We start from the raw sequence: 17,200 nt of genomic DNA on the forward strand, positions 1-17,200 counted from the left end.
AGAAAGTACCGTGCGGTCGTTCACGAATCTCGTGGTGATCCCCAACAACGTCCCGATGGACCTCGGTCCGGCTCGGTTGGGCGTGGGTTGGGTGACCTCGGAACAGCCGGTGAGCGCCGAGATCATCGTCATGCCGACCGGCAGTCAGGACAGCCACAGCTTCCGGGTCGCACTCGGCGAGACCTTTCCGGTCGGCGACGAGACCTGGCGGTTCGCCGACGTCGACTTCGAAAGTGCCGACCGGTGGGAGGTCACCGTCCGCCGAGTGGACGAGGACGAACCCCAGGACCAGCCGCGCGGCCACCTCTGGGTGTCGGCCCGGCTGAGCCCGTACGGCAAGCTTGACGAGCAGCGGTTGCGCATGGTCGAGGCCGAACTGGGACAGCCACTTCCGCCGAGCTACCGGAGGTGGCTGGCAGAGAACAACGGGGCTGCCCCGGCCAGTGACCACTACGTCGCCGGCCTGCCGTTCACGCTGATGCCGGAGCGCCCGCTGCTCGGCGTACACCCGCAGTATCCGACCTTCGACCTGGTGTCGGCGCAGCGCATGCACCGGGACACCTGGCTGTCCCGGACCTACCTGGTGATCGCCGTACCGTCCGGTGGGTTGCTGGTCGTCAAGACCGACCACCCGGACGGGGATTCGGTGTGGATCCTGCCGGAAGATGCGATGCGCGGACCGCTCGGTGCGGCGGGCGCTGCGGATCGGGAGCGACGGCTGGTCTACCTGGCCGAGGACATCACCTACTTCATCGGTCGTCTGCAGCCCGTGCCGGAACTGCCGCCGGCGCAGATCAACTACCCTGACCCGGACGACCCCCACCGATGGGACCAGCCCTGATGACGACGACCCAGTCCGCGCCGCCGACGCTGTTGCTGCCGGTCGGGCAGTTCTTCGGTACGTTCCACCCGACCGCCGGGTCGACCGACCGTTATCACCGGGTGCGGTTGGGCACCGAGGTGTGGGAACTCGACGACGCTCGGTTCACCGTGTGGGCGTTGGCGCACGGCCAAGCCGACCAGCTTGCCGAGCAGCCCTGGACGATGGCGGCGCTGCGTGAGGCAGCGGTCGCACATCTGCCCGGCGACGACGTGGACCTGTTGCTGCGGGAACTGTTCGCCGAGGGCCTGGCCGCCGAGGTCACCCCGGGGACGGCGGGCGCGGTGGAGTTCGCCCGTCGGCACCGGATGGGGGCCCGGATGCTCGGCCTGGGTAACAGCAGCGAGCAACCGTGGCTGTACTCCATCGGCTTCTACGATCGTCCGCTGGTCAGCGTGACCCGCAGCGTCTACGACCTGTGGGAGCGGTGCCCGTCGGGGGAGAGCCTGTGGACGATGTGCGAGTCGCTCGCCGAGGAGGAGCGTCGGGCCGGCGGCGATGACCCCGACCTGATCGATCCGGAGCGGATGCTCGCCGGGCTTCTCAGCACCCTGCACCACCTGCTGACCACCAGCGTGGTCTACCTGGAGCCCCTGCCGTGACCGAGACGACGAGGATGACCGCGATGGACACGATCTCCACCGAGCCGCTGGTGTACCCGGTGGGTCGCTACACCGGGGTCTTCCATCCGTCGGTGGGTGCTCCGGCGAAGTACCACTCGCTGAGCATCGGTCGACTCTCGGTGACCCTGGAGGAGGAGCAGGCGTTCGCCGTCTGGGCGGCGGCGCACCAGCCGCCGGACGAAGCGAACCGGCCATGGACCCGTACGGCGGTGGTGGACGCGGCACGCAACCTGGCCGTGGCCGACCCGACTCCCGTCATGGCAGAGTCCTTCGAGGACGGCCTGTTGGCCGAGGTCACCCCGGGTACGCCGGACTCCGTCGACTTCGCCCGGGTGCATCGGGTGCTGCCGCTGATGCTCTCCCTCGGCAACACCCCCGAGGATCCGCTGCACTACGGCATCGGGCTGTTCGGAGTGCAGCCGGTGCTCCGGGTGCCCACCCTTGTACACGAGGTGTGGCAGTGGAGCAGCGCCGGAAGCAGCCTGTGGGACGTCTGCGTAGCGCTCGCAGACGCGGGTGCGCAGGCGGGGGTCGAGGACCAGCGCGAGCATGACCCGGAGTACGTCCTCGGGATCTTCCTGACCGCGTTGCCGCTGCTGATCGGCATCAACGCCGCCTGCCTGGACGAGGCGCCACGCGCCTGACCGAGCTTTCGGCCGGGCGCGCGGCTACTGGGTGCGGGCCGTCGGTACGGTGCGCCGGTCAGGCGAGCTGGCTGGCCATCCCCGCGTAGGCGTCGCGGACCGCGACCAGTCGGTTCCGCCGGAACCGGCCGGGTTCCTTCGCGTACGTCTGACGACCCCGCTCGCTGGTGAAGGCAGCGGCCGGCACCTCGTCGGCGTCATCGGGGATGAACTTGAGCACCTCGTCGACTGCGGCGGTGGCCCGAGTCAGGATCGCCCTCGCCCGCCTGCGCTGCTCACTGTCGAGCCGGGCGAAGTCTCCGGGCACCTGCGAGGTGTAGGAGTCGGCGACCCCGATCCACTGGCCAGGGTCGATGAGCTGTGACGGCTCGTTCCCTCCGTAGCTGACCGCGTTACCGCCCGGCGGCATGCTGATCTCGGCCGGCAGTCGGAAGACGAACTCCCGCGGCTGGCCACATCGGGCGCACTCACCGGTGTAGCGGCTGGCCAGGTCACCATCCTCCAACGCCGTTACCGCACTTTTCCGGGTGAATCGGAACTCCCCGCAGGCGCAGGGGTGCAGGTCCATGTAGAGGTGGGCTTCCATGTTCGTACGGCTGACAGGCAAGACCATGGCCATACCGTACCGATGATCGAATAGCGCTGGTTGCCCACGCGGCAGGAACCGGCCATGGTCGCGGGACGTCGGTACCCGATTACTTCGAGGCATGTCCTCTAGGATCGGTGCCGTGCACGAGGGTAGGTGGACAACGGTCACGCCGTCGCAGTTCACGCGCGAGCGGGAGGCGTTGGCTCACATTCAGGGGCTGCTGCCGGATAGTGGGGTCTACCGTGCCTGGTCGAACTTCACCTTCACCGCACAGACTGGTCACCCCTACGAGGTGGACCTGTTGGTTGCCACCCCTGGTGGGCTCTATCTGATCGAGGTCAAGAGTCTGACCGGGCGCCTGTTCTCCAGCGGCTCCAACTGGATTCTCGCCGGCCCTGGCAGCACGCGTACCTTCGACAACCCGCTACACCTGGCGGATGCGAAGGCCAAGAAACTCAAGTCGTTGCTGCAGACCGCAGCCAATCGGCGGCATGACCGGCCGAGGATTCCGTTCGTGCAGGCCGCCGTCTTCCTTTCTCGGCCCGGTCTGAACGTGCAGCTGTCCGACCATCATTTGCACAACATTTTCGGACCCGAATCCGGCTCCGGTCAGCCGCCGGGCCCACTACCGCCGATCGGCTCCGGCCTGCTTCTCCGACCCCCACAGGATGAGCGGTACCGGGTCACCACTGAGGTTTCGCGGGCGCTACCAGAGCTGCTGGCCTCGGTCGGTATCGCCCGAAGCCGGCGGCACTACCAGCTCGGTGCGTGGGACCTGGAATCGGCTCCGTTCGATGTGGGGCCGACCTGGCAGGATCATCATGCCCGGCATCGGGAAGTCGACCGGCTTCATCGTCGGGTACGGATCTACCTGGTGGAGCGTAACGCCGCCGACGCGGAGCGAGAGAGCATTGAACGGGCCGCGAAACGGGAGATGCGGGTCCTAGAAGGTATCAACCATCCCGGTATCGTCCAGGTCGACTCGATGGAGTCGCATGAGGCCGGTCCGGCGCTGGTATTCCGGCACGATCCGCGTTCCATTCGGCTCGACCACTACATGGGCCAGTACGGCGACCGGCTCGACCCGGGGAGCCGACTTACCATGATCCGCCAACTGGCGGAAACCGTCGCCTATGCCCATGGCCGGCACCTCTACCACCGTGCGCTCTCCGCGCGAAGTGTTCTGGTGACGCCTGCCCACCGACGCAAGGAGAGCGGCGAGGACGAGGCGTGGCTGACCCCGCAGTTGCAGATCAGCGACTGGCAGGTGGCTACCCGGTCGGCGGACTCGATAGGTGGGTCAAGCAGCGGGGCGGACCAGGTCTCGGTCTCGACACACGCCGTCGCACACGTGGAGCGTTCGGCTGAGGCGTACCTCGCACCCGAGTTGACCACATCGGCGCCTGATCCAGTGGCGATGGACATCTTCGGGCTCGGTGCGCTGGCCTACCTGATCCTGACTGGCCAGCCACCGGCAACCAAGCGCACCGAGCTGCTGGGCCGACTGGCCAAGGAGAACGGCCTGCGTGCTGCTGCTGTGGCCGATTCCGTATCCGAGTTCGCCGACGAGCTGATCCACGAAGCGACCGCCCCGATCCCGGGTCAGCGGCTCACCACTGTCGCCCACTTCCTCGAACTCCTCACGGAGTTGGAGGACGAGCTGACCGCGCCGCCTCCAGTGTCCGTACATCCAGAGGAGCGCGAGCCGGAGCCGGTCGACCCGTTGGAGGCCCGCGCCGGCGACCAGGTCGGGGAATGGACCATCCGCAAGCGACTCGGCACCGGATCGACCTGCCGAGCCTTCCTCGCCCACAACGAACGCACCAAACGGGACGAGGTGCTGAAGGTCGGCCTCTCCGACGAGAAGGCCGACCGGTTGGCCCGGGAAGCCCGGGTGCTCGGCCCACTGGCCGACTCGCGGGTGATCCGGCTGGCCCGACCAGAGCCGCTAGAAATTGCCAACCGGACCGTGGTGGTCCTGGAGCACGCCGGTGACCACACCCTGGCCCGTAAGTTGCGCGAGGAGGGCCGACTCACCGTCGACGAGCTGGAGACCTACAGCGACTACCTCTTCGGGGCGATTGACTACCTGGAGGGGGAGGGGGTCTACCACCGGGACATCAAGCCGGACAACATCGCGATCCGGATCCGGCCGAACCGTACGCGCCAGCTTGTGCTCTTCGACTTTTCGCTGGCTGGTGTCTCGGTCAAGGAGATCACCGCCGGCACTCCACGTTATCTGGACCCGTTTCTCGGTGCCGCCAACCGGCCCAGCTATGACAAGCACGCCGAGTGGTATGCCCTCGCGGTCACCCTGCACGAAATGGCCTCCGGGGAGCTGCCGGTCTGGGGCGACGGTGGCACCGAGCCACAGTTGACCGAGGGGTCGCCGGTGCTGGCCACCGAGGCGTTCGACCCGGCGATCCGTGACGGCCTGGTGGAGTTCTTCCACCAGGCGTTACATCGCGATGCGCGATCCCGGTTCGGGTCATTGAGGAGCATGCGCGACGCCTGGCAGCAGGTCTTCCGCCGATCCGACGCGAGCCCGCCCGCAGGCACCGACCACCCGGAAGCCTCCGCCGAGGAGCTCGACGAGGAGAGCGCGGAAGCTGTCCGCGACGAGGCGGCCGCGAAGGCGCACCGGGCGACAGCGTTGGAGGCGGCAGGTCTCACTCTGCGCGCGGTGTCGGCGGCGCACCGGCTGGACGCCAACACCGTTGGCGACCTGCTCGTGGTAGCCAGCAAGCTGGCGCATCTGCCCGGGCTCGGCGCGCGAACCCGGCAGGAGTTGCAGCGGCGGGTCCGGGAGTGGCGGCACCGGCTGGGGGAGCAGGAGACGGTTCCGAACTCGGCAGCCGATCGGAAAGCCGCCGAGGCCGAGGTCGCCACCGAGACCAGCAGCGCCGAGCACGGCGACATCGAACCGGTACGGGTGGGACTGGACGCTATCGCCACCCTGCTGGTGCCGGTCCGGGCGGGCCGCAACGGCACCAACGTCGAGGCCATCCGGCTACTGCTCGGGCTGCCTGACTCCACCGGGGCACTGCCTGCGCTCCCGCCCTGGCCCCAGCACTCCCAGGTGGCCAAACTGCTCGATGTCACCCCGGCTCGGATCACCCAGATTCTCGGCGAGCAGCGCAAGCGCTGGGACAAGACACCAGTCGTGGCCAGCCTCCGTACCCAGATCGTGGAGCTGTTGCGCGACGGCGGTCGGGTCATGGCCGTCGGTGAGTTGGCAGCGGCGCTGCTGGGCAGCCGTGGCTCAGTGAAGAGCGGAGCGTTGCGCGATGCGGTTGCGCTTGCAGCCGTCCGCGCCGCAGTGGAGGTGGACGCGCTGGCCAAGGAGCCCCGCCTGCTACTGCGCCGACACGGCGAACGGCTGCTGGTGGCCCTGGAAGTCGGCGAGGACGACGCCCCGGACACCCCGGCGGCTCCGGCGCTACTCGACTACGCCGACACGCTCGGTGCTGCCGCTGACCGGCTCGCCGACAGCGAAGTGCTGCCCAGCCCGGCGACGGTGCTGCGTACCCTCGCGGCAGTAACCGCGCCCGGCGGCGCGGCTGAGGCGATCGACGACCGTCGGCGGGTGGTGCTCGCCGCGGTGGCCTCCGAGCGGGCCAGGGCGAACGCCCGGCTGGAGATCTATCCGCAAGACCTGGACCCGGTGCGTGCGTTGCGCCTGGCGCAGGCCGGTGTCGTACCGCCGGTCAGCGGCACCCAACAGCGACGGGGGTTGACCCCGGCGCAGGTGACCGAGCGGGTCTATGCACGGTTTCCGGAGATCGACAGGCTGCCAGGTCATCCCAAGCTGGCCCGGCTGTTGCACGAGGCCGGGTTCGAGCTGCGCTGGGACAGCGAGGACGAGGTCTACGTTCCGCCGCCACCCCGGGCCGGCTCATCCTCGATGTCGATCATCCAGCGGCGGCCATCGACGCCATCGCCGACGAGTCGATGGATGGCGGAGTCACCCGAGCTGGCGGCGGCGATGCGCGCCGAGGAGCGATTGACGGGCACGACCAGTGCTGGCGGATTCCGGGTGTTGACCGTCCGGTTGTCGCGATACGCCCTGGCGCGGGAGGAGTTGGTCCGCCGGTTCGGTGCTCGACCAGTCGACGTGACGGGCCGGTTTCTGCGCCACCTGCGGGCCCTGGTTGATGCCCGTCCGAAGCCGACCTGGGAGACGGTGCTCAAGGCCGACCTGGCCGAGCCAGGCACCCGACCGGCCATCAAACTCGGCGAGTACGTCGAGGAGGCGTGGCGGCTCACCGCCCCCGAACTGCGGCAGGAGCTCCGCCGTGACGACGGTCCGGTGTTGCTGCACGACGCGGCGCTGCTCGCTCGCTACCGCGCGATGAGTCGGCTCGCCGAACTGGCGGACGCCGCCCGCAGTGGAGCCGGAGACCTGTGGCTGCTGTGCCCGATGGAGGATCCGGCGCTGCTCCCCAAACTGGACGAAGTCGTGGTGCCGGTCGGCGACAACGAGTGGATCGCCCTGCCCGACGCCTGGGTGGTCAACGCCCACCGCAGCGCTCTCACCGGCTCGCCCACCGCCTGATCCGGCTTGGATCGGTCTGCCCGGTCGACCAACCGATTGGCTACCAGCCCGGGTAACGGGACCACCAGTGCGGATCGGTTCCCGGGTTGCAGTCCGCCCCGGATGGGCTTTCGGCTTCCTGACGGAGAAGGTCGCGGGCCAGCGTGTCGGCCACCCAGACCAGTTCCACTCGGGACAGCCAGTCGACGGGCAGCGAGTCCGGCCCGAGCGCCGTGCCGAGCATTGCACCAGCCACCGTCGCGACGTGGCCCCCGGCGGCAGCCGAGGCAGCGAACCGCAGCGCGTCCCGGATGGTTTCCCGGCTCGGGAAGGACGCGGCGACGTACACCCCGCCGGCCAGGGCCGAGATCGCCTTCGCGTCGGGTGCCAGCCGGGCCAACTCTGCGGGTTGCCCCGGCGTGGAGCGGGCCGCGGCCAGCGCGGGAGCTAACGACCGTTCCGCCACCGTCGACCAGGGGCCGGCATCGCGGACCACTTGCTCAACGGTGACGTCGATTCGCTCGCCGGTAGCCAGTGAGTGGACGAGGGAGGCGCCGAGAGCAGCAGCCGCCGTAGCTTCGCCACGGTGGGTCAGGGCGGCGATTTCGGCAGCCAGTTTTCCTGGCGACTGCCACCAGCCGCAGAGCCCGGCCGGCAAACTCCGGGTCAGGCCGTGGGCTCCGATGCTCGTGCCGGTTGGCTGCTCAAGTGACCCCGCCTGCTGACGGCGTATTGCGGCGGCCGTGGCTGGGGCAGATCCGCGTGCCACACGACCGAAGGCGGATGACAGATTCCCTTGTGCATGCCACGCACATGTGCGCGGATCAGCCCTTCGACCGTGAAACAGGCGAGCTGACCGGCGCTGGTAGCGGGCAGTGGCCCGTCGGGCGGCACGTTGCCGCCGGTCCCGCCGATCGCGTCACCGAGCATGAGGCCAAGCAGACAACCCCGCGCCGCCGTCAACTGCTCCGTCGTCACCCTGGTCACTTCGATGAGCATAAGGACGAGTACGACAACGCGCAGGCCCGGAGGCAGCGCGACGGGCGGCTACCAGTGGCCGTCGTTGGGGCGACCGTCCGGGGCTGGCTGACACTGCCGCTCGTGCATGGCCTGCCAGTCGTGCAGGGCTCGCTTGAGCCGGTTGTTGTCCCGCAGGGCTAACGCCAGCTCCCGATGCAGGCAATCCAACTCGTCGGCGAGGCGGCGCTGGAAGGCGCGTACCTGCTCCGCGTCGACGCCACGTCGTCGGGGCGCGAACTCGTGAGAGCGCACCTCGTGCGGGGTCAGCCGGTCCGGCTGGCCAGACCCGTAGGGCTGACCACTGCGATACACCTGAGCCACCTCGGTCCTTTCCGGAACTCTTCGGGGCAGGGCTTATCGACTGCCTCTGGAAGGGCGGGCCGCCCACCTTGCCGAGGGGAGAGCGACCCGCCCGCCCCGCCGCCGCAGCCCGGATCAGCCGTACGACAGCGGGGTGGTCCGAGGGTCGGGACGGGCAGCCCATACCCGCCCCGACCAGGGGATGAGCCAATCTCGTTGCCACGCGAGGAGCGACTCGCGATCAACCATATATGCCTAAGTTGCAGAAGGCAACGCTCAGTTGTCTCCCATGCGCTTCTCGTGATCAAATTGGCTTGCCACGCGAGGAGTGCCATGCCACAGACACCTGACTACATCCGGATCGCCGAAGAGATCACCGCTGACGCACGCAGTGGGAAGATCGCGTCGGGCGAGAAGTTGCCGTCGATTGCCGAGTTGGCCGACCGGTTCGCGGTCAGCTCATCGACCATTCAGATGGTCTACGTGCGGCTGGAGGCGTTGCGGGTGATCCGGCGGCACCAGGGCAAGGGCATCTTCATCACCGACCAGCGGACGTGGATGCGCGAGCCTTGAGTCTGATCTGACGCGGTTCGTCGGGAAGGCGACAAAAAGGCGCACGGGGTAGCTGTCTTCGCGCAGAGCGTGTAAACCAGAGGCTTCAGTGCGATGCTAATGGCGACCGCAGGAGGGAGGCACGAGGTGATCGACAAGGTGCACGATGCCCTGCTCACTCCTGCCGACGCTGCCCGTTACCTGCGCATCCCCGATCGGACGATGCATAAGTGGCTGGCGGAGAAGGCTGCTGGTGCCCCACTGGTGCACAGCATGCCGTCGGTCAAGCGAGGCTGGCCGTCCATGCCGTTCGTTGCTGTCATCGAGGCGTATGTTTTGCGTTCGCTTCGCGACCTGGGGCTCAGTAAGAGGAAGATCCGCGCCGCAGCTGGGGAGATCCGTAAGAGATTCGGCAACCCGTACGGGCTGGCTGACCGACGGATCGCCACTGACGGTATAGACATCTTCGTCTACTACGTGGAGAGCGACGAGCTGGCCCGTGTGGGCGACCAGCAGATGCCGATCCGAGAAGTGATCGCCGACTACCTCAACTACATCGCCTGGGATACGTCCGACGAGTACCCCGTGAGCCTGCGGCTTCGTTACTATCCCGATGAGGCTGAGGTGATCATCGATCCAAGGTTCGGATGGGGGGCTCCCGTCATCGCACGCACCAAGGTCCCGGTCGACGCGGTAGTGGGGATGTGGCGTGCTGGTGAGTCCTCTGATGTCGTTGCAGACGAGTACGGGCTGACCGTTGACGAGGTTGAAACGGTCGTCCGAGTCGCAGCCTGAGTTCTTCGTAGATCGGTGCCTTGGTAAAAGCGCGCCACGTCGGCTGATCGAGGCTGGCTGGAAGATCCATCTGGTTGCTGATCTCTTCCCTGATGATGGCCAGTTCGTCAGCGATCCAGAGTGGGTAGAGCACGGGCTGAGTCAGGGCTGGACCTTGCTTACCCAGGACAAGCGGATTCGCACTCAGCCATTGCTCCTCTCCGCGGTGAGAGCAGCCGACCTGACGATCCATTGCCTGAGCAGCGCCGAGCTGCTGACGACTGATCGGGTGAAGCGGTTCGAGCAGCATCGCGAGGAAATTTGGCGCTACGCGGTGTCGGGCGCTGCTGGTTTCTACGTCGTCTATGAGGACCGGGTTGTCCGACGCTGGCCCTGACATGCCGAGCCAACTGGTCGATGATGATCCATTGGAGGCGGGCTAGGCTCTCTTAGTGATCGACAGGAAGCAACTTCTGACCGACCTGCAACGCCAAGTTAAGCTCCTGGAAAAAGACCTGCGTGAGCAGGTTGAGTCGGTCGAGGAGGTGCGCCTCCGACTACGTGGCGAGTACGACCACGCCTTCGAGGTGAAACGTACCGCCGCCACCTGGGCATCATGGCGGGACGAGCGAGTAACCCAGGCCGCCGTGGCATGGGTGCTCGGCACAGTGTTCGTACGCTTTTGCGAGGACAACGAACTGCTGGGCGACCCCTACCTAGCCGGCCCGGGGGATCGGCTGGTGCTCGCCGAGGAGGCCGGGGCACAGTTCTTCCGTGAGCAGCCAGGCGAGACGCTTCGAGGCTGGCTGTTGCAGGGCTTCGAGGCGATCGCCGCCACTCAGGCCTGCAAATCGCTGTTCGACAAGCGGCACAACCCGCTCTTCCAGATTCCCGTCTCACACGACGCGGCCAAGGAGCTGATTGGCTTCTGGCGGCGGCGTGGCGAGGGCGGCGACCTGGTGCACGACTTCACCGACCCAGAGTGGGACACCCGCTTTCTCGGTGACCTCTATCAGGACCTCTCCGAGGCAGCCCGGAAGACGTACGCCCTGCTTCAGACGCCAGAGTTCGTGGAGGAGTTCATTCTCGATCTCACGCTGACACCGGCGATCGACGAGTTCGGTCATGATGTGGTGAAAATGATCGACCCGACCTGCGGGTCGGGCCACTTCGTGCTCGGCGCGTTCCACCGGCTGTTGAAGGAGTGGGAGAAGAACGCCCCCAACCGCGACACGCACGAGCGCGTACGCCTCGCGCTGGACGCTGTGCACGGCGTCGACATCAACCCGTTTGCAGTTGCCATCGCCCGCTTTCGTCTTCTGATCGCCGCACTGCGAGCCTGCCAGTTCAAGAGCCTCGCCGACACGGCCGGGCGTATCTTCCCCCTGCACCTTGCCATCGGTGACGCGCTGATCAAATCTCGGCAAGACACAATCCCAGGGACTGATTCAAGCGGCAACCCGCTGGTGGAGTTTGCCTATGCCACCGAGGATCTGAAGGACCATCCCGGCATCCTCAGCGTTGGCCAGTATCACGTTGTCGTTGGTAACCCGCCCTACATCACGGTGAAGGATAAGGGCCTCAACGACGCCTACCGTGACATGTACGACACCTGCTCCGGTAAGTATGCCCTGTCCGTGCCGTTTGCTCAGCGACTTTTCGATCTTGGTAAGACTGCGGGCCCCGACGGTAAGGGATCTGGTTACGTCGGTCAGATTACCGCCAACTCGTTTATGAAGCGCGAGTTTGGTAAGAAGATGATCGAGACGCTGTTTGCCTTTCGGGTCAACCTGACTTATGTCATCGACACGTCAGGTGCATACATCCCCGGCCACGGCACTCCGACAGTGATCATGATCGGGCGCAATACGAACTTAAAGCGAGCGGGGACGATCCGCACCGTTATGGGGATCCGCGGCGAGCCGAACGCGCCAGTGGACCCAAGCCAGGGCCACGTCTGGAAGGCTGTCGTAGAGCAGGTTCACCGTCCTGGCCTGGAAAGCCAGTGGGTCAGCTCTGCGGATACCCCACGCGCGGAACTCTCGATGCATCCCTGGAGCCTCAGCGGGGGTGGGGCGAGGCAACTCATGGTGGCCCTAGAGCGGCGGGAGCGCTCGCCGCTACGGCATCGCATTGGCGGCGCGATCGGCTTTGCGAGCTTCCCGGGGCAGGATGATGCCTTTATAGCGCCACCGGCCTGGTTCCGCCGTATCAGAATAGCGGACCCACTATTTAGGCCGTTGGTTATTGGCGAGGTGGTTCGTGATTGGGATGGTTTTACGGCAGATCACGCCTTGGTGCCCTATGGTAACGACCGGAAGCTTGTACCCTTCGATATTGATACATCATGGGGGAGGCATCTATGGTCTCTGCGTCGAGTTCTCAGTTCCACTACAGGATTTGACGGTGAGACCCGTGCTGACCTAGATGGGCCGTGGTGGGCGTGGTATCGCTGGGTGGCTGGGCGGTATCAGATGTTGTTGTCGATTGTTTTTGGGGAGGTGGCTACTCATAACCACTTCGTGCTGGATCGGGGTGGGAACGTCTTTAAGCAGACGGCACCCGTGATCAAACTTCCCGAGGGTGCCTTGGAGGACGATCATCTAAAGTTGCTTGGTGTTCTTAACAGTTCCACCGCCTGTTTCTGGCTCAAGCAGGTATGTCAGGATAAACCAAGCAATGGCGTCAAGCGAGGGCTTGAGTCGGAAAAATTTACGGTTCGGCATCAATATAACGGGACCAACGTCGAGAAGTTTCCGCTGCCGAAGGCGTACCCGCTTGAATTGAGCCGGGAGATCGACGGGCTGACGCAGCGGCTTGGGACGGTGACCCCGGCGGCGGTCGCAGGGTCTGGGGTGCCGACGCGCGAGCGGCTGGATGCCGCCTCCTACGAGTGGCACTGCGTGCGTGGGGCGATGATCTCGTTGCAGGAGGAGTTGGACTGGCAGGTCTACTCCCTTTACGGGCTACTGGATGAGGATTTGATCGCGTCGGAGAGCATCCGGCCGCCGATGCTGTCGCTCGGGCAGCGGGCGTTTGAGATCGTGCTCGCCCGGAAGATGGCGGCCGGTGAGGTGGAGACCCAGTGGTTCGCCCGGCACGGGTCGACACCGATCACCGAGCTGCCGGCGCACTGGTCCGACGAATACCGGGCCATCGTGGAGCGGCGGATCGCGGTCATCGAAGACAACCGCAACATCGGGCTGATCGAGCGGCCCGAGTGCAAGCGGCGGTGGGCCACCGAGGGCTGGGACGCGATGCAGGCCAAGGCGCTGCGTGACTGGCTGTTGGACCGCTGCGAGGCGCGCGAGCTGTGGTATCACCACGTCGACGGGCTGGAGCAGCCGCGTCCGCTGACCACCGGCCAGCTTGCCGACGAGCTACGCCGTGACCCCGATGTCCTCACCGTCGCAAACCTCTACGCCCCCGGCCAGGACCTGGGCAAGGTGATCGCTGATCTGGTCGCTGACGAGCATGTGCCGCATTTGGCCGCTCTGCGCTACAAGGATTCCGGGCTGGCCAAGCGGGCCGACTGGGAGCACGTGTGGGACCTGCAGCGCCAGGAGGACGCGCTGCCCGACGAGGCCGCGAAGCGGGAGTTCCGCAAGAACATTCCGGTACCGCCGAAGTACGCCTCGGCGGACTTTCTGAAGGCTAGCTACTGGCGGCATCGGGGCAAGTTGGACGTACCCAAGGAGCGGTTCCTCTCCTATCCCGGTGCCAGCCGGGACGGCGATCCGTCGCTGTTGATCGGTTGGGCCGGCTGGGACCACCGCGACCAGGCGCAGGCGCTGGCCACCCTGATCGTGGCCCGCGAGCAGGAGGACGGCTGGGACGCCGCCCGGCTGTTGCCGCTGGTCGCGGGGTTGCGCGAGATCCTGCCCTGGGTACGCCAATGGCACGGCGACTTCGACCCGGCCTGGGGGGAGTCACCAGCCGACATCTATGCCGGCTTCCTGGCCGAGACTACGAACCGGCTACAGCTCACGGACGAGGCGCTGTTGTCATGGCGGTCCGCCAAGGCGACGCGCGGCCGAAAAGCCAAGGCGTAGCGATGGTCACGCCCTAGATCATCCGCGCGCTGAGTTCCTTGCTTCAGAGACGCGAACTGGAGGCGAGCACCGATGACCGCAAGCATGCCCGCCAGCTGGCAGATCAGCGAGACGCTTTCGGCGTGTGGGCCGTGGCAGCGGTACCGCCTTCAGTCGATGGAGGCGTTCCGCTGTGGCCGTTGCGAGAGGAATAAGAAGTCCCGGCTGGTCAACATCCGCGATGGTGACTGGTCGGCGCCGATCTGCAACGGGTGTTACGGCAACCTCGTCGCCCGTGGGGAAGCGGAGCGCCCTGCCTCCACGAGTAGCGAGCCGCAGGTCGCCGAGCAAGATCGAAGGGAATCGCAGCCCCGCCCATCGGGAACAGGGGCAGTCCCTGCGCCAATGGCAGACACCAAGCCCGCCGGGATGGAGCAGTCGTCATCCGAGGCTGTGCCCCGGCCATCCCTGGCCGACGTGCGGGTCACTCCTGAGCGACTCCGCAGTGACATCGGCAGGCTGGCTGGTGTCCTAAGGGCTCGGGCTGAGGGGGTGACGCTGAGTCACGACGAGCGGGGGGCCATCAAGGCGCTTTCCGGTGAGAAGGTTATGGCCGCCGCGCTCCGATATGCGGAGCTTCTAGTGGACGGGGAGATACTGGCGGCCCGGCTCATCAGGGGCAACCGTCAGAAGCAGCACAGGTTGACGGGGCTCAAAAACAAGCTTGCTGCGCAGCGCAACATTGTCATGCGCAAGCTGCACACTCAGCATGAGCAGGAACTGGCCGAGGCCCGGCGCCCGGGTCGAGCGCCCGACTATTTGGATGCGCTGGTGATGCGGCATGTGGGCGGGAAGCCGTTCCGAGATGCTTTGGCTGCGGTGCTGAAACGGCGTGGCCTAAGGCCGGACGGGATCGACGTGCCTGCTAGCCAACTCTGGGCTTGGCTTGCCAGCAGCGGAGTAGACCCGACGTGCGCCGAAGTGATCCTGTCAACCGAGGTACGCCGTCTCCGGCAGATGTCTGACGACCAGTTTTCCCAGGTGTTGCTTGACGATGCTCAGGGCACCGAGCCGAATGATTTCCTGGCGCATCACGCTGTCGTCGAGCGGTGGGCAGCGCATGCTGACAAGCTCGAGGAGCAGCTGCGGGAGGTTCGCGAGGAACGGGCCACCGAGCGGGCACATCAAGATCGCAACCGGCGGTTGGCAGCAGACGCAGAGGCGTACGCCCGTGCCGGTGCCAGGAACGTGATGGCATCCTTGATCGTGAAGGATCTGCTGACGCGGGTCGTGCGGACCCATCGGCAGATACCGGCGCAGGAGCTTCGGGCAACCTGTCTCGCGGAGGCGGCCAGCGAAGTCAGCCGGTCTGATCCGGCGCTCGGCCAGCTTGTTGCCGATGCGTGTCACAAACACCGTACGCGCTGTCCCAAGGTCAACAATCCACATCCGTGCCGCGACTGCGCGGGCCAAGTCGCGTCCCTCGTCAAAGCACAGCGGCCCGAGCAGACAGGCGGACAGCCGGCACCCCCGGCAAGTGTCGGCAGCTGCCAGGGGGATGGGTTTGTGTGCTCGGATGTGATTCGGCACCCCAGCCACAAGGCGGACGTAGTTGCGGTGGTAGCGGTGCACTCGGAGTCGGACTCGGGCCTGTTCGGGTTCGGGTGGATCACCGAGGATGGTGAGCTTGGTACGGGGAGTGATCGGTCCGCGGGCCCGCACGACAGTTCCGTGCAGGCCTTGTGTCGGACGGCCCTGGAGTTTGCTGTCGGCGGAACAAGGGTTCACATCATTTGCCGGGATGCGAAGGCGACAGCGGTCGTCCAACATGCCCTCCGTTCGGGCATGGTGCCGGCAGACCTTGGCTTTACCGTGTCGGAACAGAGCCGGGCGCTACTGGTTGATCTGGCCGGACGCTGGTGGTCGATTTCGGTATCTGCGGATCCCTGCGCACAGCCACACTCTGGAGCGTTCGCTGCTGAACAACTCGCAGCGCTGGCGTGGCGAGCTAGACACGGCGTCGTGTCCAGCTCAGAGGCGAAAGCAGAGGTCGACCGGATTCTGCTCGACTGCAGTCGCGAGATGGGACATCGACTCACCGGGCCGACTGAGGAGGACGACCATGCCTGGTGGCTTAGCAACGTTGGTGGTAGCGGTGACCTGGTATGGCAGGTGGCTCTATACCGGATGCACCTAGACGGCGGATGGTGCGGTCTGCCTGACGGCCTGTCGACGGGGGTCAAGGACGGGCTCCGGCTCCAACTCCGCATAGAGCACAAGGACCGCCAGCCAGGCCCGGCTGCCTCCACTCACGATGTGACGCTCCGAGGCCGTGGTGGTCAGTGGGAACTCGACGGCATCCGCTGGCCGAAGACGTTACTACCTGGCACCCTGGTCACCTTCAAATGGCGGGCCGGCACCTCACTGGTTACGGCTCGCACGGCCCTGCTGCCCGAACCTGAACTGGTGGACGGCTTTGAGTTCCTGCACCGGTACGACGCCCAGGTCGTCACCCGGGAGGTCGCTCCCGGCTCTGACCAGGATCGGGATGTCCCGGACCTCTCCGACACGAGCTGGGTTATGCGTACGCTCCGCAAACTTGGCTACTTGAGCGTCGATGGCACCGCCACGCTCGCCGAGGATGCCCTGAAACGGAACTGTCTGGAGTTGGGCCTTCCGAGTCGTCGCCTGGGCCGTATCGGTGCCGCCGTCGATCAGCTTCTCCGTTCGGGGCGTATCCAGCGGGTGGAGGGAAGCCTGGACCAGGACGGACGTCCCTGGTACCCGCCTCGTCCGGGCCAGGTGCGAAGCGATCTGCTCCGCTGGGTGCCTCAGGTCGAGGCCCTTGACCCTTCCGTACGCCGGGAGATTCACGAAGCGCTGAGTGCCCGCCGTCGTGGGCACTGGGTGACGGGGTTTGTCCGTCGGCTGCCTCCCGGAGCCCAAGCCTCGGCTGAACAGGTCGATCTGCATCGAGAAGCGGTATACACGGCAGAGGTCGTTGACCGGGCGCTGCCGGAAGGGTTCACCTACGTCCGACGGCACCAGCGGAGCCGTAACCGGCGCGGCCACTGACATAGGCTCTGACGACGGTCGTCTGACAGCGCGAGGCGTCAACGTTGGTAAGTTCAGCACTTGAAGCGTCTACCTGCTCCGGACTAAGGCGTGTTTCATAAGCTGGTCAGAGCCACTCGGTGATGATGGTGATGGTCAGGACGGCTTGGAAGCGGACCGCCAGCTTGTCGTATCGAGT

General features: G+C 66.2%; 13 protein-coding genes. 9 read left to right on the forward strand and 4 right to left on the reverse strand.

Going from position 1 to position 17,200, the window contains the following annotated elements:
• Window positions 1–10: 10 nt before the first annotated feature.
• Genes ACWDV4_RS20575 through ACWDV4_RS20585 form a run of 3 tightly spaced genes read left to right on the forward strand, consistent with a single transcriptional unit; the run spans window position 11 to window position 2,147 of the window.
• On the forward strand, window positions 11–841 hold the full coding sequence (locus tag ACWDV4_RS20575) for a DUF6406 domain-containing protein (protein ID WP_449981172.1): 831 nt from the start codon (window positions 11–13) through the stop codon (window positions 839–841).
• The gene (locus ACWDV4_RS20580) at window positions 841–1,482 is read left to right on the forward strand and encodes a hypothetical protein (protein WP_449981174.1); all 642 of its coding nucleotides are present in this window, start codon (window positions 841–843) and stop codon (window positions 1,480–1,482) included. The genes ACWDV4_RS20575 and ACWDV4_RS20580 overlap by 1 nt, the downstream gene beginning before the upstream one ends.
• Window positions 1,479–2,147, forward strand: coding sequence for a hypothetical protein (locus ACWDV4_RS20585; protein ID WP_449981176.1), 669 nt, complete (start codon window positions 1,479–1,481; stop codon window positions 2,145–2,147). The genes ACWDV4_RS20580 and ACWDV4_RS20585 overlap by 4 nt, the downstream gene beginning before the upstream one ends.
• 58 nt (window positions 2,148–2,205) lie before the next feature.
• Here ACWDV4_RS20585 and ACWDV4_RS20590 read toward each other — a convergent pair whose 3' ends face one another.
• Complete coding sequence (locus ACWDV4_RS20590; protein WP_449981178.1) at window positions 2,206–2,760, reverse strand: hypothetical protein; 555 nt, start codon at window positions 2,758–2,760, stop codon at window positions 2,206–2,208.
• Window positions 2,761–2,875: 115 nt separating this feature from the next.
• On the opposite strand from ACWDV4_RS20590, the gene pglW reads away from it, so the two are divergent.
• The gene (gene pglW, locus ACWDV4_RS20595; protein ID WP_449981180.1) at window positions 2,876–7,291 is read left to right on the forward strand and encodes a BREX system serine/threonine kinase PglW; all 4,416 of its coding nucleotides are present in this window, start codon (window positions 2,876–2,878) and stop codon (window positions 7,289–7,291) included.
• 40 nt (window positions 7,292–7,331) lie between these two features.
• Here the strand turns inward: pglW and ACWDV4_RS20600 are convergent, their stop codons facing one another.
• The 3 genes from ACWDV4_RS20600 to ACWDV4_RS20610 all read right to left on the reverse strand — a co-directional run bounded on the left by ACWDV4_RS20600 (window position 7,332) and on the right by ACWDV4_RS20610 (window position 8,602).
• A complete protein-coding gene (locus ACWDV4_RS20600) occupies window positions 7,332–7,766 on the reverse strand; it encodes a hypothetical protein (RefSeq protein WP_449981182.1) in 435 nt (144 codons plus the stop codon).
• A 170-nt stretch (window positions 7,767–7,936) separates the two neighbouring features.
• Window positions 7,937–8,257, reverse strand: coding sequence for a hypothetical protein (locus ACWDV4_RS20605; protein WP_449981184.1), 321 nt, complete (start codon window positions 8,255–8,257; stop codon window positions 7,937–7,939).
• Between the two features lie 60 nt (window positions 8,258–8,317).
• Window positions 8,318–8,602 (reverse strand): DivIVA domain-containing protein, encoded by a 285-nt coding sequence (locus tag ACWDV4_RS20610; protein WP_449981186.1) that lies wholly within the window; start codon window positions 8,600–8,602, stop codon window positions 8,318–8,320.
• 321 nt (window positions 8,603–8,923) lie between these two features.
• Between ACWDV4_RS20610 and ACWDV4_RS20615 the strand changes: the two genes are divergently transcribed.
• The 5 genes from ACWDV4_RS20615 (at window position 8,924) to ACWDV4_RS20635 (ending at window position 17,022) form a co-directional block, all read left to right on the forward strand.
• Window positions 8,924–9,163, forward strand: a complete 240-nt coding sequence (locus ACWDV4_RS20615) for a winged helix-turn-helix domain-containing protein (RefSeq protein ID WP_449981188.1) — start codon at window positions 8,924–8,926, stop codon at window positions 9,161–9,163.
• A 126-nt stretch (window positions 9,164–9,289) separates the two neighbouring features.
• Window positions 9,290–9,937: a DUF433 domain-containing protein gene (locus ACWDV4_RS20620; protein WP_449981190.1), complete on the forward strand. Its 648-nt coding sequence runs from the start codon at window positions 9,290–9,292 to the stop codon at window positions 9,935–9,937.
• On the forward strand, window positions 9,909–10,313 hold the full coding sequence (locus tag ACWDV4_RS20625) for a PIN-like domain-containing protein (RefSeq protein WP_449981192.1): 405 nt from the start codon (window positions 9,909–9,911) through the stop codon (window positions 10,311–10,313). The genes ACWDV4_RS20620 and ACWDV4_RS20625 overlap by 29 nt, the downstream gene beginning before the upstream one ends.
• 55 nt (window positions 10,314–10,368) lie before the next feature.
• A complete protein-coding gene (gene pglX / locus ACWDV4_RS20630) occupies window positions 10,369–13,968 on the forward strand; it encodes a BREX-2 system adenine-specific DNA-methyltransferase PglX (RefSeq protein WP_449981193.1) in 3,600 nt (1,199 codons plus the stop codon).
• 384 nt (window positions 13,969–14,352) lie between these two features.
• Entirely contained in the window at window positions 14,353–17,022 is a 2,670-nt protein-coding gene (locus ACWDV4_RS20635; protein WP_449981195.1) for a hypothetical protein, read from the forward strand.
• The last annotated feature ends 178 nt before the right edge of the window (window positions 17,023–17,200 follow it).

The organism is Micromonospora sp. NPDC003197, assembly GCF_053590565.1.

What these genes read in the sequence shown, in the direction of transcription:
- ACWDV4_RS20635 (WP_449981195.1), top strand. Translation starts at nt 14,353, where the DNA reads ATGGCAGACACCAAGCCCGCCGGGATGGAGCAGTCGTCATCCGAGGCT.
- ACWDV4_RS20590 (WP_449981178.1), bottom strand. Translation starts at nt 2,760, where the DNA reads ATGGTCTTGCCTGTCAGCCGTACGAACATGGAAGCCCACCTCTACATG.
- ACWDV4_RS20580 (WP_449981174.1), top strand. Translation starts at nt 841, where the DNA reads ATGACGACGACCCAGTCCGCGCCGCCGACGCTGTTGCTGCCGGTCGGG.
- ACWDV4_RS20615 (WP_449981188.1), top strand. Translation starts at nt 8,924, where the DNA reads ATGCCACAGACACCTGACTACATCCGGATCGCCGAAGAGATCACCGCT.